This is a genomic window from Acinetobacter sp. V102_4 (genome assembly GCF_031799005.1).
GTDB lineage: Bacteria > Pseudomonadota > Gammaproteobacteria > Pseudomonadales > Moraxellaceae > Acinetobacter > Acinetobacter calcoaceticus.
Genome location: NZ_JAVQNR010000050.1, coordinates 16569 through 30456, shown reverse-complemented (window position 1 = coordinate 30456; position 13888 = coordinate 16569). Strand labels below are relative to the sequence as shown.

The 13888-nt window shown below is 42.9% G+C and carries 26 protein-coding genes and 1 pseudogene; 26 read left to right on the top strand and 1 reads right to left on the bottom strand.

Features of this window, described 5'->3' with window-relative positions; translation table 11 throughout:
* Positions 1-37: 37 nt before the first annotated feature.
* Positions 38-1228, bottom strand: a complete 1191-nt coding sequence (locus tag RMB13_RS14940) for a PLP-dependent transferase (protein WP_311085638.1) — start codon at positions 1226-1228, stop codon at positions 38-40.
* A 168-nt stretch (positions 1229-1396) separates the two neighbouring features.
* Here RMB13_RS14940 and RMB13_RS14935 point away from each other — a divergent pair, with 168 nt between their 5' ends.
* The 26 genes and pseudogenes from RMB13_RS14935 to rpsK all read left to right on the top strand — a co-directional run bounded on the left by RMB13_RS14935 (position 1397) and on the right by rpsK (position 13876).
* Positions 1397-2125 (top strand): type 1 glutamine amidotransferase, encoded by a 729-nt coding sequence (locus RMB13_RS14935; protein ID WP_005038489.1) that lies wholly within the window; start codon positions 1397-1399, stop codon positions 2123-2125.
* Between the two features lie 252 nt (positions 2126-2377).
* Complete coding sequence (gene rpsJ, locus RMB13_RS14930; RefSeq protein ID WP_000070912.1) at positions 2378-2689, top strand: 30S ribosomal protein S10; 312 nt, start codon at positions 2378-2380, stop codon at positions 2687-2689.
* Between the two features lie 58 nt (positions 2690-2747).
* A complete protein-coding gene (rplC, locus tag RMB13_RS14925) occupies positions 2748-3386 on the top strand; it encodes a 50S ribosomal protein L3 (protein WP_004639526.1) in 639 nt (212 codons plus the stop codon).
* Positions 3387-3397: 11 nt separating this feature from the next.
* On the top strand, positions 3398-4000 hold the full coding sequence (rplD, locus tag RMB13_RS14920; protein ID WP_003653663.1) for a 50S ribosomal protein L4: 603 nt from the start codon (positions 3398-3400) through the stop codon (positions 3998-4000).
* Complete coding sequence (gene rplW / locus RMB13_RS14915; RefSeq protein WP_003653662.1) at positions 3997-4317, top strand: 50S ribosomal protein L23; 321 nt, start codon at positions 3997-3999, stop codon at positions 4315-4317. The genes rplD and rplW overlap by 4 nt, the downstream gene beginning before the upstream one ends.
* An 11-nt stretch (positions 4318-4328) precedes the next feature.
* Positions 4329-5153 (top strand): 50S ribosomal protein L2, encoded by an 825-nt coding sequence (gene rplB, locus RMB13_RS14910; protein WP_004789629.1) that lies wholly within the window; start codon positions 4329-4331, stop codon positions 5151-5153.
* Positions 5154-5166: 13 nt separating this feature from the next.
* Positions 5167-5442, top strand: coding sequence for a 30S ribosomal protein S19 (gene rpsS / locus RMB13_RS14905; RefSeq protein ID WP_001138119.1), 276 nt, complete (start codon positions 5167-5169; stop codon positions 5440-5442).
* 11 nt (positions 5443-5453) lie between these two features.
* Entirely contained in the window at positions 5454-5783 is a 330-nt protein-coding gene (gene rplV, locus RMB13_RS14900; RefSeq protein WP_004639524.1) for a 50S ribosomal protein L22, read from the top strand.
* A 1-nt stretch (position 5784) separates the two neighbouring features.
* Positions 5785-6601 (top strand): annotated as a pseudogene (gene rpsC / locus RMB13_RS14895) (30S ribosomal protein S3).
* Positions 6541-6954 (top strand): 50S ribosomal protein L16, encoded by a 414-nt coding sequence (gene rplP / locus RMB13_RS14890; RefSeq protein ID WP_002049688.1) that lies wholly within the window; start codon positions 6541-6543, stop codon positions 6952-6954. The pseudogene rpsC and the gene rplP overlap by 61 nt, the downstream one beginning before the upstream one ends.
* Positions 6954-7151: a 50S ribosomal protein L29 gene (rpmC, locus tag RMB13_RS14885; RefSeq protein ID WP_000849928.1), complete on the top strand. Its 198-nt coding sequence runs from the start codon at positions 6954-6956 to the stop codon at positions 7149-7151. Before rplP ends, rpmC begins: the two co-directional genes overlap by 1 nt.
* Positions 7148-7405, top strand: a complete 258-nt coding sequence (gene rpsQ / locus RMB13_RS14880) for a 30S ribosomal protein S17 (protein ID WP_001291845.1) — start codon at positions 7148-7150, stop codon at positions 7403-7405. The genes rpmC and rpsQ overlap by 4 nt, the downstream gene beginning before the upstream one ends.
* 92 nt (positions 7406-7497) lie before the next feature.
* Positions 7498-7866 (top strand): 50S ribosomal protein L14, encoded by a 369-nt coding sequence (rplN, locus tag RMB13_RS14875; protein WP_001982634.1) that lies wholly within the window; start codon positions 7498-7500, stop codon positions 7864-7866.
* 9 nt (positions 7867-7875) lie between these two features.
* Positions 7876-8193 (top strand): 50S ribosomal protein L24, encoded by a 318-nt coding sequence (gene rplX, locus RMB13_RS14870; RefSeq protein ID WP_002116820.1) that lies wholly within the window; start codon positions 7876-7878, stop codon positions 8191-8193.
* 15 nt (positions 8194-8208) lie between these two features.
* Entirely contained in the window at positions 8209-8745 is a 537-nt protein-coding gene (gene rplE / locus RMB13_RS14865; RefSeq protein WP_003653658.1) for a 50S ribosomal protein L5, read from the top strand.
* A 9-nt stretch (positions 8746-8754) separates the two neighbouring features.
* A complete protein-coding gene (gene rpsN / locus RMB13_RS14860; protein ID WP_003653657.1) occupies positions 8755-9060 on the top strand; it encodes a 30S ribosomal protein S14 in 306 nt (101 codons plus the stop codon).
* An 11-nt stretch (positions 9061-9071) separates the two neighbouring features.
* Entirely contained in the window at positions 9072-9467 is a 396-nt protein-coding gene (gene rpsH, locus RMB13_RS14855) for a 30S ribosomal protein S8 (protein ID WP_003653656.1), read from the top strand.
* 13 nt (positions 9468-9480) lie between these two features.
* Positions 9481-10014 carry a 50S ribosomal protein L6 gene (gene rplF / locus RMB13_RS14850; RefSeq protein WP_003653655.1) on the top strand — a complete coding sequence of 178 codons (534 nt, stop codon included), beginning with the start codon at positions 9481-9483 and terminating at the stop codon, positions 10012-10014.
* A 14-nt stretch (positions 10015-10028) separates the two neighbouring features.
* Complete coding sequence (gene rplR / locus RMB13_RS14845; protein WP_003653654.1) at positions 10029-10379, top strand: 50S ribosomal protein L18; 351 nt, start codon at positions 10029-10031, stop codon at positions 10377-10379.
* Between the two features lie 2 nt (positions 10380-10381).
* Positions 10382-10879 carry a 30S ribosomal protein S5 gene (rpsE, locus tag RMB13_RS14840; protein ID WP_003653653.1) on the top strand — a complete coding sequence of 166 codons (498 nt, stop codon included), beginning with the start codon at positions 10382-10384 and terminating at the stop codon, positions 10877-10879.
* A gap of 6 nt (positions 10880-10885) precedes the next feature.
* Positions 10886-11062, top strand: a complete 177-nt coding sequence (gene rpmD, locus RMB13_RS14835; protein WP_003653652.1) for a 50S ribosomal protein L30 — start codon at positions 10886-10888, stop codon at positions 11060-11062.
* A gap of 3 nt (positions 11063-11065) precedes the next feature.
* The gene (gene rplO / locus RMB13_RS14830) at positions 11066-11506 is read left to right on the top strand and encodes a 50S ribosomal protein L15 (protein WP_003653650.1); all 441 of its coding nucleotides are present in this window, start codon (positions 11066-11068) and stop codon (positions 11504-11506) included.
* Positions 11507-11551: 45 nt separating this feature from the next.
* A complete protein-coding gene (gene secY / locus RMB13_RS14825; RefSeq protein WP_171056784.1) occupies positions 11552-12871 on the top strand; it encodes a preprotein translocase subunit SecY in 1320 nt (439 codons plus the stop codon).
* Between the two features lie 20 nt (positions 12872-12891).
* A complete protein-coding gene (rpmJ, locus tag RMB13_RS14820; RefSeq protein ID WP_000867907.1) occupies positions 12892-13008 on the top strand; it encodes a 50S ribosomal protein L36 in 117 nt (38 codons plus the stop codon).
* A gap of 105 nt (positions 13009-13113) precedes the next feature.
* On the top strand, positions 13114-13470 hold the full coding sequence (gene rpsM / locus RMB13_RS14815) for a 30S ribosomal protein S13 (RefSeq protein WP_004789609.1): 357 nt from the start codon (positions 13114-13116) through the stop codon (positions 13468-13470).
* A 19-nt stretch (positions 13471-13489) separates the two neighbouring features.
* Positions 13490-13876 (top strand): 30S ribosomal protein S11, encoded by a 387-nt coding sequence (rpsK, locus tag RMB13_RS14810; protein ID WP_001040166.1) that lies wholly within the window; start codon positions 13490-13492, stop codon positions 13874-13876.
* The last annotated feature ends 12 nt before the right edge of the window (positions 13877-13888 follow it).

Sequence of the window (13888 nt, the reverse complement as noted above, 5' to 3'; positions counted from 1 at the left end):
TTATCCTTTGGTTCGAGCCACTATAATGTTGTCGTTTTTACAGTTGTTTCAGTGCATTTTCGATATCTTGAATTAAATCTTGCGGATCTTCCAGTCCTATACAGAAGCGAACTAATAAACCTTGTTGTAAATGTGTATTCTCAAGTTTTCTCATCATTTTTAAATCATAAAGCATGATCAGACTAATTGGTCCTCCCCAGCTAAAACCGAGCTTAAATAACTCTAATGCATCACAGAAGCGACGTACTGCGGTAATATCATAATCTGGTTTGAAAATAACACTGACTAAGCCAGCACTTTGACCATTTGTGCAGATTTCTTGCCAATATTGATTGCCTGGGGCGGTCTCATCACTTGGATGTAGAACTTGTGCAAAGTGAGGTTGGTCTTTTAGCCATTTAAGTAAAGTTTGAGCATTGGCTGATTGTTGTTCATAGCGTAAAGACATATGAGCAAGACTGCGTTGGATTTGAGCCGCATCGTCTCCTGAAACTGCAATACCTAAAATGGCATGCGTACGGAACAGACGATGATGGAGTTTATCATCACGAGTTACAATGCTACCCATTAAGATGTCACCACCACCACTTGGATATTTGGTTAGAGCATGGACGGTTAAGTCGACTGATAGATGTTCATCTGAAAAATTAAAAGCATTAAACGCGAGCCCAGCTCCCCAAGTGTTATCTAGGGCTGTTAATACACCATGTTTTTTAGCTTTTTTAACTAGATTTTTAAGATCAGGGAATTCTAAAGTAACTGAACCCGCAGCCTCTAACCATAATAGTTTACTTTTTTCAGTCGGTTGAAAACTTGAAGCGTCAATAGGGTTATATACTTTAACAATAACGCCATATTGATTTTGTAGATGATTTAAATGTTCTAGATTAGGTCCATAAATGTTGTCTGGGACCCATACTTCATCATTAGTGCTTAAAAATGCTGAGTTCACAACATTAATTGCTGATAGACCACTTGGTGCAAGCAAACAATGCAGTCCACCTTCAATTTGTGCAATATTGTCGCCTAAGGTGAAGGTGGTGGGGGTACCATGCGTCCCATAGCTATAGTCGTAATCATCAGTCCAATGGCGATCAAAAAGGTGCGAAGTTGATTTAAAAATAATAGTGGATGCACGAAATAAGGGTGGTTGCACTGTTTCGATAAATTGCGGAGCCTTTCTTGGTGCGTGAATGAGGCGAGTCTGGAAGTCGTTATGCTTTTTCATAGTGCGTTGCATTTTAGATAATAAAGTTAGATTAAGAGAAATTTAAATTCTTCGCTAGATTTACGAAGTTTTATAAGACGTTTCGTTACAGTAGACCCATAAAATAAAAACTTGGCTTTATTTTTGCAAAGACCACTACAACATTCTAACAACAATAGGTTTAAGCGCATGAAGTCGCATTTACGAGTTCACTATTTTCAACACATTGCAGGTGAGGGATTTGGAAGTTGTTACTCATTTTTAAAAGCCCACCACGCGACCATTAGCTCTACGGAGTTCTTTGCACTTCCGGTTGATCGATCACTTGAAATAGAGGCTTTACCAAGAATCGAAGAAGTTGATTTGTTACTGGTCATGGGTGGAACGATGAGTGTAAATGATGAGGCGAATTTTCCATGGCTAAAGATAGAGAAAAGATGGCTGCGCCGTTATTTGGCAGCAGGAAAGCCTGCTATTGGTCTTTGTTTAGGGGGGCAACTGATTGCTAATGCATTGGGCGCGGCGGTGAGCCGTAATCGCTATCAGGAGCTTGGCTGGTCAACGGTCCAGAGAGTTGCAAATTTACCTCAAGAAAGCTTTCCGTTACCTGAAAAGATAAATGTTATGCAGTGGCATAGTGAGACATTTGAAATACCTAAAGGCGCTATACACTTGGCGGAGAACAGGGCTTGTCGCAATCAGATGTATCAGATTGGAAAAAATGTGCTTGGCTTTCAGTTTCATCCAGAGATGACACCAGCAGCTTTAGCGCTCTTACTTGAAGATGAAGAGGAGTTGTCTATTTTTGACGGAGAATATGTTCAATCTACGCGTGAACTACAGTATTCAGAAGCACAAAAATTTGAGCAAGGTAATCAACTCCTAAATAAAGCTATTGAGTTTGTAATAAATGCCTAGATGAACTCTGAATGCTCGATCAAAGCAGGTTTTGTGGAGAAAATAGAAAAAGAGAATTGCATAAGACTTAAACAATCGTTATAATGAGCGACCCTCAATAGGAGGGGCATTTACTGCGAAGAAAGTGGTAAATGTGCATTACAGTCGTGGCATCGATCATGACCTTAGTGATTTTCACTGCCTTTGACACTTACCAATGGGTGAGATGCGTCAAGGGTGATTCTTTATATGTTTGGCTTGGAGTTTACTGGTATGTCTAACCAGAGAATTCGTATCCGTTTGAAGTCTTTTGATCATCGTCTGATTGATCAATCTGCTCAAGAGATCGTAGAAACCGCTAAGCGTACTGGCGCACAAGTTTGTGGTCCAATTCCGATGCCTACTCGCATCGAACGCTTCAACGTTCTTACTTCACCGCACGTTAACAAAGATGCGCGTGACCAGTACGAAATCCGCACCTACAAACGTTTGATCGATATCGTTCAACCTACAGATAAAACTGTTGATGCATTGATGAAATTAGATCTTGCGGCTGGTGTTGATGTTCAGATCGCTTTGGGTTAAGGCTTTCGGTTGATTAACTTTTAAGTTAATTAGGCCGCTTTTTTAGAGGTTTATGCACATGGCTATTGGTTTAGTCGGTCGCAAATGTGGTATGACTCGCATCTTTACAGATGCAGGTGTTTCTGTACCTGTTACAGTCATCGAAGTCGATCCAAACCGCATTACGCAAATCAAAACACTTGAAACTGATGGTTATCAAGCTGTTCAAGTAACTACTGGTGAACGTCGCGAATCTCGCGTAACTAACGCTCAGAAAGGTCACTTTGCGAAAGCTGGTGTTGCTGCTGGTCGTTTGGTTAAAGAGTTCCGTGTTACTGAAGCTGAGCTTGAAGGTCGTGAAGTTGGCGGTACTATTGGTGTTGATTTGTTCACAGTTGGTCAAGTTGTTGACGTAACTGGTCAATCAAAAGGTAAAGGTTTCCAAGGTGGTGTTAAGCGTTGGAACTTCCGTACCCAAGACGCTACTCACGGTAACTCAGTTTCTCACCGTGTATTAGGTTCTACAGGTCAAAACCAAACTCCTGGTCGCGTGTTCAAAGGCAAAAAAATGGCTGGTCACTTAGGTGATGAACGCGTAACAGTACAAGGTCTTGAAATCGTATCTATTGACGCTGAACGTTCTGTTTTAGTTGTTAAAGGTGCAATTCCTGGTTCAACTGGCGGTGACGTTATTGTACGTCCTACCATCAAGGCCTGAGGGGAAATACCGTGAATTTGAAAACTGTTTCCGGCTCTGCTGTTGAATTGTCTGAAGTTGCTTTCGGACGTGAATTTAACGAAGCTCTTGTACACCAAGTTGTTACTGCTTATTTAGCAGGTGGTCGTCAAGGTACTCGTGCTCAGAAGTCACGTGCAGACGTTTCTGGCGGTGGTAAAAAACCATTCCGTCAAAAAGGTACTGGTCGTGCTCGTGCGGGTTCTACTCGTAGCCCTATCTGGGTTGGTGGTGGTAAAACTTTTGCTGCTCGTCCACAAGATTGGTCTCAAAAAGTAAACCGCAAAATGTACCGCGGTGCAATGCAATGTATCTTAGCTGAACTTGTTCGCCAGGATCGTCTTGTATTAGTTGAAGAGTTTGCTATTGCAGCTCCAAAAACTAAAGAATTGCTTGCTAAGCTTGGCGATTTAAATGCCGCTCGTGCATTGATCGTTACTGAAGCTGTAGATGAGAACTTATATCTTGCAGCACGCAACCTTCCGCATGTAGATGTGGTGGATGCAACTGCAATCGATCCTGTAAGCTTGATCGCGTTTGATAAAGTTGTTATGTCTGTAGCTGCTGCTAAGAAAATTGAGGTAGAACTCGGATGAACAACGAACGTATCTATCAAGTCCTTAAAGGACCAGTCTTCTCAGAAAAGGCACAAGTTTTAGGTGATACTGTTGGCGTTCAAGTATTTAAAGTAGATATTAATGCTACTAAACTTGAAGTTAAAAAAGCAGTTGAAAAACTTTTTGGCGTAGAAGTTGTTAAAGTTAACACTACTATTACTAAAGGTAAAACTAAGCGCTTTGGTAAAACATTGGGACGTCGTTCTGATGTTAAAAAAGCATACGTCACCCTGAAAGCCGGCCAAGATGTTGAAATGGCTGACTTGGGCGATACCGCTGAAAGCGCAGCGGAATAAGGACGAAAATTATGCCGATTCAAAAATGTAAGCCAACGTCTCCAGGACGTCGCTTTGTAGAGAAAGTGGTTCATGATCACCTTCACAAAGGCGCGCCTTACTCACCGTTGGTTGAAGCAAAAAAACGTACTGGTGGTCGTAATAATAACGGTCACATTACAACTCGTCACGTTGGTGGTGGTCATAAGCAACACTATCGTATCGTTGACTTTAAGCGTAATAAAGACAGCATCCCAGCTGTTGTAGAGCGCATTGAATACGATCCTAACCGTACAGCACATATTGCTTTGTTGAAATATGCTGATGGTGAGCGTCGTTATATCATTGCACCTAAAGGCTTACGTGCTGGCGATAAAGTACAATCTGGTAACGATGCTCCAATTCGTCCAGGTAACTGCTTGCCACTTCGTAACATGCCAATCGGTTCTACACTTCATAACGTTGAACTTAAAATTGGTAAGGGTGCGCAATTAGCGCGTTCTGCTGGTGCTTCTGTTCAGTTGTTGGGTCGTGATGGTTCTTACGCAATTGTTCGTCTTCGTTCAGGCGAAATGCGTAAAATTCATGTTGAATGCCGCGCTGTAATTGGTGAAGTTTCTAACCAAGAAAACAACCTTCGTTCATTGGGTAAAGCTGGTGCTGCGCGCTGGCGTGGTGTTCGTCCTACCGTACGTGGTATGGCGATGAACCCAGTTGATCACCCGCACGGTGGTGGTGAAGGGCGTAATAAAGGTATTCAACCTGTAAGCCCATGGGGTCAAAAAGCTAAAGGGTACAAGACACGTACCAATAAGCGTACGACTAAGATGATTATTCGCGACCGTCGCGTCAAGTAAAGGAATCTGACTAATGCCTCGTTCTCTGAAAAAAGGCCCATTCGTCGATGCGCACTTGTTCGCTAAGGTTGAAGCGGCTGTTGCTAGTAACTCTCGCAAGCCGATTAAAACTTGGTCTCGTCGTTCGATGATCCTTCCAGATTTTGTTGGTTTAACAATTTCTGTTCATAATGGTCGTAATCACGTTCCAGTAATTGTTACTGAGCATATGGTTGGTCATAAACTCGGTGAATTCGCGCCAACTCGTACCTATCGTGGTCACGGTGTTGACAAGAAGTCTAAACGTTAATAGGTGTCATGATGGAAGTAACTGCTAAATTACGCGGTGCCGCTATCTCGGCACAAAAGGCACGTTTGGTTGCAGATCTTATTCGCGGCAAATCTGTTGCGCATGCTTTAAATATTTTAAACTTCAGCAATAAAAAAGCTGCTGTTTTAGTAAAAAAAGCATTGGAATCTGCGATTGCAAACGCTGAACACAATAACAGTTTAGATGTTGATGATCTTAAAGTTTCTACGATTTACGTTGATGAAGGCGTTAGCCTTAAACGTATTATGCCACGTGCTAAAGGCCGTGCAGATCGTATTACTAAGCGTACTTGTCACATCACCGTTAAGGTAGGGGTTTGATATGGGTCAGAAGGTTCATCCAATCGGTATCCGCCTAGGTGTTGTGAAACGTCATAACGCTAACTGGTATGCGAGTCCGAAACAATACGCTGAATACTTGCTTAAAGATCTTCAAGTTCGTGAGTTTTTAAATAAAAAACTTAAGAATGCGATGATCAGCAACATTCTTATCGAACGTCCATCAGGCGCTGCTAAAGTAACAATTAGCACAGCTCGTCCTGGTATCGTAATCGGTAAAAAAGGCGAAGATATTGAGAAATTACAGCGCGAACTTACTAGCATTATGGGTGTTCCTGCGCAAGTAAGTATCAACGAAATTGATCGCCCAGACTTAGATGCGCGTTTAGTTGCTGAAGCAATTGCTTCTCAATTAGAAAAGCGTGTAATGTTCCGTCGTGCTATGAAGCGTGCGGTTCAAAACACTATGCGTGCTGGTGCTAAAGGTATCAAAGTTGAAGTGTCTGGCCGTTTAGGTGGTGCAGAGATTGCTCGTACTGAATGGTATCGTGAAGGTCGTGTACCTTTGCATACATTGCGTGCAGACATTGACTATGCAACTGTGCGTGCAGAAACAACTTACGGTACGATTGGTGTTAAAGTTTGGATTTTCCGTGGCGAGATTTTAGGTGGCATGAAACAAGTCATGAACCCTGCTCCTGCTGAAGATCGTCCAGCTAAACGTGGTCGTGGTCGTGGTGAAGGTCAAGAGCGTCGTGGTCGTCGCGGTGACCGTGCTGCTGACAAGGGAGAATAATCCATGTTGCAACCTAAACGTACCAAATTCCGTAAGGTGCATAAAGGCCGTAATACTGGTCTAGCGCATCGTGGTAGTACAGTATCATTTGGTTCGATTGCAATTAAAGCAACTGAACGTGGTCGTATGACTGCGCGTCAGATTGAAGCTGCACGTCGTACTATTAGCCGCCGTATTAAGCGTGGTGGTAAAATCTTTATTCGCGTATTCCCGGATAAGCCAATTACTCAAAAGCCTCTTGAAGTGCGTATGGGTAAAGGTAAGGGTAGCGTGGAATACTGGGTTTGCCAGATCCAACCAGGCAAGATCCTGTACGAAATTGAAGGTGTGAACGAAGAATTAGCGCGTGAAGCATTTGCTTTAGCTGCTGCTAAACTTCCGTTTAAAACCACTATCGTGACTCGGACGGTAATGTAATGAAAACTAAAGATTTACGTGAAAAGTCGGTAGAAGAGTTGAAAGCTTTGCTTGATGAGCAACAGCTTAACCAATTCCGTCTTCGTATGGCGAAAGCAACTGGTCAGTTGGGTAAATCGCACGAAGTGCAAGTTGCTCGTAAGACAATTGCTCGTATTAAGACACTCCTTACCGAAAAACAGGGGAACGGACAATGAGTGAAAAAACAGTCCGCACGTTAACCGGCAAAGTCGTAAGTGACAAAATGGATAAATCTATTGTTGTTCTTATTGAACGCCGCGTTCAACACCCGTTGTATGGCAAGTCAATTCGCCGTTCAACTAAGTTACACGCTCATGATGAGAATAACGTCGCTAAAATTGGTGATGTTGTGACCATTAAAGAAAGCCGCCCAATTTCTAAAACTAAAGCTTGGACTTTAGTGGAAGTAGTTGAAGCAGCTGCTGAGTAATTCGACGTTCTTGTTGCATCATCGGTCAATTTCGAGTACTCTTTGAGCCTTTCGAAATTGTGACCGGTGATGCTCGGTTTTGGAGTAGGGCAATGATTCAAACCGAAACTATGCTCGACGTAGCAGACAACAGTGGTGCTCGCCGCGTACAATGTATTAAAGTACTTGGTGGTTCACATCGTCGTTATGCTTCTGTTGGCGACATTATTAAAGTTACTGTAAAAGAAGCAATCCCACGCGCACGTGTTAAAAAAGGTGACGTGATGAATGCGGTTGTAGTTCGTACTAAATTCGGCATTCGTCGTCCAGATGGTTCTGTGATCCGTTTTGATGATAATGCTGCAGTTATCCTGAACAACAACAAAGCTCCGATTGCTACTCGTATCTTCGGACCAGTGACTCGTGAACTTCGTACTGAACAGTTCATGAAAATCATTTCATTGGCTCCTGAAGTTCTATAAGAGGCAATCATGGCTAAGATTAAAAAAGGCGATCAAGTTATTGTGATCGCAGGTAAAGAAAAAGGCAAACAGGGTACTGTATTGTCTGTTTCTGAAGACCGCGTTAAGGTTGAAGGCCTTAACTTAGTGAAGAAGCATCAAAAGCCGAATCGTGTAACTGGCGCTGAAGGCGGTATTGTTACTCAAGAAGCTTCGCTTCATATTTCAAACGTGGCAATTTTAAATGCTACAACCCAGAAGGCTGACCGTGTTGGTTACCAAGTGATTGATGGCGTGAAAACTCGCGTTTATAAATCAAATGGTGAATCAGTGGCGGTAGCGAAGTAATAGGTTGAAAAGGCGATGGCCAGACTTAAAGCACGTTACAATGATGAACTTAAAGCCAAGTTAAAAGAAGAACTTAGCGTTAAGAACGTGATGGAAATTCCACGCATCACAAAAATCACCCTAAACATGGGTGTAGGCGCAGCTGCAACTGATAAGAAATTATTAGATGGCGCTGTAGTCGACATGCAATTAATTGCTGGTCAAAAACCAGTAATTACACTTGCTCGTAAATCTATCGCAGGTTTTAAAATCCGTGATGGGTGGCCGATTGGTTGTAAAGTTACTTTACGTGGCGACCAAATGTACGAATTCTTGGATCGTTTGATCTCAATCGCAATCCCTCGTATCCGTGACTTCCGTGGTTTCTCTTCGAAATCATTTGATGGTCGTGGTAACTATTCAATGGGTTTGAAAGAGCAAATCGTTTTCCCTGAAATCGATTTCGATAAGATTGATCGTATTCGTGGTATGGATATTACTATTACTACGACTGCTCGCACCGATGACGAAGGCCGTGCGCTTATGCGTGCATTCGGCTTCCCGTTCAAATAAGAGGTCGATATGGCTAAGAAAGGTATGATTAATCGCGAATTGAAACGCGAAAAAACAGTTGCTAAATACGCTGCAAAACGTGCTGAATTAAAAGCTACAATTGCAAATGTAAACGCAACTGAAGAAGAGCGTTTCGAAGCGACGTTAAAGTTACAAGCATTGCCACGTAATGCATCTCCGGTACGTCTTCGTAACCGTTGTGGTTTAACTGGTCGTCCTCATGGTTACTTCCGTAAGTTCGGTTTAAGCCGTAACAAATTACGTGACACAGTAATGCAGGGTGATGTACCAGGCGTTGTTAAGGCAAGCTGGTAAGGAGCGACTAAATGAGTATGCAAGATACCGTTGCCGACATGCTAACACGTGTTCGTAACGCACAAATGGCTAAGAAACAAACTGTTTCTATGCCTTCTTCTAAGTTGAAAGTTGCAATTGCAAACGTTCTTCAACAAGAAGGTTATGTTTCAAATGTAGAAGTTGCTCAAGAAGAGACAAAATCTACTTTGACAATTACTTTAAAATATTTCGAAGGCAAACCAGTTATCGAAGTGGTTAAGCGCGTAAGCCGTCCAGGTCTTCGCCAATACCGCGGTAAAGATAAACTTCCAAGCGTTAAGCAAGGTTTAGGTATTGCAATTGTTTCTACAAGCAAAGGCATCATGACTGATCGCGCTGCACGTGCTGCGGGCGTTGGTGGTGAAGTTATTGCTTTTGTTTCTTAATAGGTGATTCCTCATGTCTCGTGTGGCTAAAGCCCCAGTAACTGTACCAAATGGTGTAACAGTTACTCAGAACGGCCGGCAGGTCGAAGTGAAAGGCAGCAAAGGTACGTTGTCTTTCAACCTGCATGCGCTGGTCGAGCTAAAACAGGAAGAAGGTAAACTTCAACTTGCTCCAGTTAAAGAATCGAAAGATGCTTGGATGCAAGCTGGTACTGCTCGCGCTGTATTGAATAACCTTGTAAAAGGGGTTAGTGAAGGCTTCGAACGTAAGTTGCAGCTAGTTGGTGTTGGTTATAAAGCTGCGGTTAAGGGTACTGTTGTAAACCTTAACCTTGGTTTTTCACACCCAATTGACTACGCTTTACCTGAAAGTGTAACAGCGGAAACTCCAACTGCAACTGAAATCATTTTGAAATCAGCAAACAAGCAGTTGTTAGGTCAAGTAGCGGCAGAAATCCGTGCGTATCGTTCTCCTGAACCATATAAAGGTAAAGGTGTTCGTTATTCGGATGAAGTCATTCTTCGTAAAGAAGCTAAGAAGAAATAAGGCGCGAGGTTCTTATGAACGAAAAGAAACAAACCCGTTTGCGTCGTGCGAAAAGCACACGCTTGCACATCCGTGCATTGGGTGCGACTCGTTTGTGTGTAAACCGCACTCCGCGTCACATCTATGCTCAAGTTATTTCAGCAGATGGTGGCAAAGTTTTAGCGCAAGCTTCAACTTTGGATGCATCTTTACGTAGCGGTACTACAGGTAATGTAGATGCGGCTACTAAAGTAGGTGCTTTAATCGCAGAGCGCGCGAAAGCAGCTGGTGTAACTAAAGTTGCATTTGACCGTTCTGGTTTTAAATATCATGGTCGTATCAAAGCCTTGGCTGATGCTGCTCGTGAAAACGGCTTGGAGTTCTAATCATGGCTAAAGTTGAACAAAACGAAGGTCTTGTTGAAAAGCTGGTTGCCGTTGATCGTGTAGCCAAAGTTGTTAAGGGCGGTCGTATCTTCTCTTTCACAGCATTAACTGTTGTGGGTGATGGTAATGGTCGTGTTGGTTTTGGTCGTGGTAAAGCGCGTGAAGTTCCAGCTGCTATTTCTAAAGCACTTGAAGCTGCACGTCGCAACATGATTACTGTAGACCTTGCAGGTACTACTTTACAACACCCTGTGAATGCTCGTCATGGTGCAAGCCGTGTATACATGCAACCTGCTTCTGAAGGTACTGGCGTAATCGCTGGTGGCGCAATGCGTGCCGTTCTAGAAGCTGCAGGCGTGCATAACGTACTTGCTAAATGTTATGGTTCTACTAATGCTGCTAACGTAGTAAACGCAACTTTCAAAGGTTTGCGTGATATGACTTCTCCTGAGAAAGTCGCTGCGAAACGTGGTAAATCAGTAGCAGAAATTCAAGGGTAATCAATCATGAAAACGATTAAAGTTACCCAGACTAAATCTTCTTCACATCGCTTGAAAAATCACAAGCTTTGCTTACAAGGTTTAGGTCTGCGTCGTATTGGTCATACTGTAGAAGTGCAAGATACGCCTTCTAACCGCGGTATGGTCAACAAAGTCTACTATATGGTTAGTGTAGAGGAATAAGCCATGACTCTGCGTTTAAATGAGCTTGCGCCTGCAGAAGGTGCAAAACGTGAAAACCGTCGTTTAGGCCGTGGTATCGGTTCTGGCGTTGGTAAGACCGGTGGCCGTGGTGTCAAAGGTCAAAAATCACGTAAAAGTGGTGGCGTTCGTCCAGGCTTTGAAGGTGGTCAAACAGCGATTTATCGTCGTTTACCTAAATTCGGTTTCACTAGCCAAATCGCTTTAAAAACTGCTGAAGTACGTTTATCTGAGTTAAGCAAAGTTGAAGGCGACATCGTTAGCCTAGAAACTTTGAAAGCTGCGAATGTTGTTCGTCGTGACCAAATTCGTGCTCGTATCGTACTTTCTGGTGAAATCACTCGTGCATTCACTGTTCAAGGTGTTGCATTGACTAAAGGCGCTAAAGCTGCGATTGAAGCAGCTGGCGGCAAAGTCGAGGAGTAATCTCGAGTGTCTATGTCTCCTAGTTCTTCAGGTCATGTCAACATGATGAAAGGTCAGCCATTTCACGTGAAATATCGTGAAATTATTCGCCGGATGAGTTTTCTAATCGGTGCATTGCTGGTCTTTCGACTAGGAGCGCATATTCCAGTACCAGGCATTAATAATGCTGCGTTAGAAAATTTATTTCAAGCGAACCAAGGAACTATTCTTGGGCTATTCAATATGTTTTCTGGCGGTGCTTTAGAGCGAATGTCTATTCTTGCTTTAGGGATTATGCCTTACATTTCTGCATCAATTATTGTGCAGTTAATGTCTACGGTAATTCCTTCACTAGAAGCCTTGAAAAAGGAAGGTGAGCAAGGTAAGCGTAAAATTAATCAATATACGCGTCAGGGTACATTATTGCTTGCAGTGGTTCAGGCAGTTGGTATGTGCGCAGGTTTGATTGGTCAGGGTATTACTCTGTCAGTTGGTCTTGAGTTTTATATACCAGCGGTTACGTCACTTGTCGCTGGAACTATGTTCTTAATGTGGCTAGGTGAACAAATCACTGAAAGAGGTATTGGTAACGGTATCTCAATGATTATTTTTGCTGGTATTGTTTCTGGTTTGCCTAACTTAATTATGCAATCAGTTTCATCAGTAGATAATGGTCAGACAAGCTTAATTGGTCTTGTGATCTTTGGTCTTTTGTCTTTAGGTGTGTTGGCTGCCATTGTGTTTATTGAAAAAGCACAACGTCGTATTCCAGTAAACTATGCACAAAAGCAGCAAGGTCGTCGTATATTTACGGCACAGCAGACACATTTGCCATTGAAAATTAATATGGCTGGTGTGATTCCTGCGATTTTTGCAAGTTCTTTACTATTGTTCCCAGCGAGTCTTGGTCAATGGGTAGGAAGTGCAGATGCAAATGCTGGATTAATTAAGCGTAGCTTACAAGATTTAGCTTTAGTATTGTCGCCTGGACAGCCTTTGTATTTGGTGCTCTTTGGTGCGTTAATTATCTTTTTCTGTTACTTTTATACGGCTTTAGTATTTAGCCCTAAGGAAGTATCAGAAAATCTAAAACGCAGCGGAGCTTATGTGCCTGGTATTCGCCCAGGTGAGCAAACTGCTCGTTACTTAGATCATATTCTTAATCGTTTGACGTTTATTGGTGCGATTTATATTACGGTCATTTGTTTAATGCCAATGATTCTACAAAGTTCTTTTGGGATCCCATTCTCTTTGGGTGGTACATCATTACTAATCGTAGTTGTCGTTGTTATGGACTTTATGGCTCAGCTACAAGCGCACTTAACATCTCATCAATATGATAATCAAACATTAATGAGAAAAACGACTGCTCATCCTAAGGGATAAGCGCACTTAGAGGTTTCATCATGAAAGTACAAGCTTCTGTAAAGAAAATTTGTGGTAGCTGTAAAGTTATCCGTCGTAATGGGGTTATTCGCGTAATTTGTAGCGCAGAACCTCGTCATAAGCAGCGTCAAGGTTAATCTAATCAAGACCTGTTGATTTCAGTAGGCGAATTGGGTTAATATCCGCCCCTCAAGATTTTGTGGGGCGGTTGATTATCTCTACTGCCTTTTTGGAGAAAGTGAATGGCTCGTATTGCCGGTGTAAACATTCCGGATAACAAGCATGCTGTTATCTCCCTCACTTACATCTTTGGTGTCGGTCGCCATACTGCTAAGAATATCTTAGCTACAGTTGGTATTACTGAAACTACTAAGATCCGTGAGTTGGACGATGCTCAGCTCGATGCGATTCGTGCAGAAGTTGCTAAGGTTCCTACCGAAGGTGACTTGCGTCGCGAAATTTCCATGAACATTAAACGTTTAATGGATTTGGGTTGCTATCGCGGCCTTCGCCATCGTCGCAGCTTGCCTGTCCGTGGTCAACGCACCAAAACTAACGCACGTACCCGTAAAGGTCCGCGCAAACCGATTAAAAAGTAAGATTTCTGGAAGCTAAAAGATGGCTAAAGATACTCGCACACGCAAGAAGGTCACTCGTACCGTCTCTGAAGGTGTTGCACACATTCACGCGTCTTTTAATAACACCATTGTTACGATTACTGATCGTCAAGGTAATGCATTGGCTTGGGCCACCTCTGGTGGACAAGGCTTCCGTGGTTCACGTAAATCAACTCCGTTTGCTGCTCAGGTAGCTGCTGAAGTTGCTGGTAAAGCAGCTTTAGATTACGGTTTGAAAAATCTGGATGTCCTTGTAAAAGGTCCTGGTCCAGGTCGTGAGTCTGCGGTTCGTGCATTAGGCGCAGTGGGTTATAAAATTAACAGCATTACCGATGTGACGCCAATTCCTCACAACGGTTGCCGTCCACCTAAAAAACGTCGCGTGTAAGGAGAAACATTC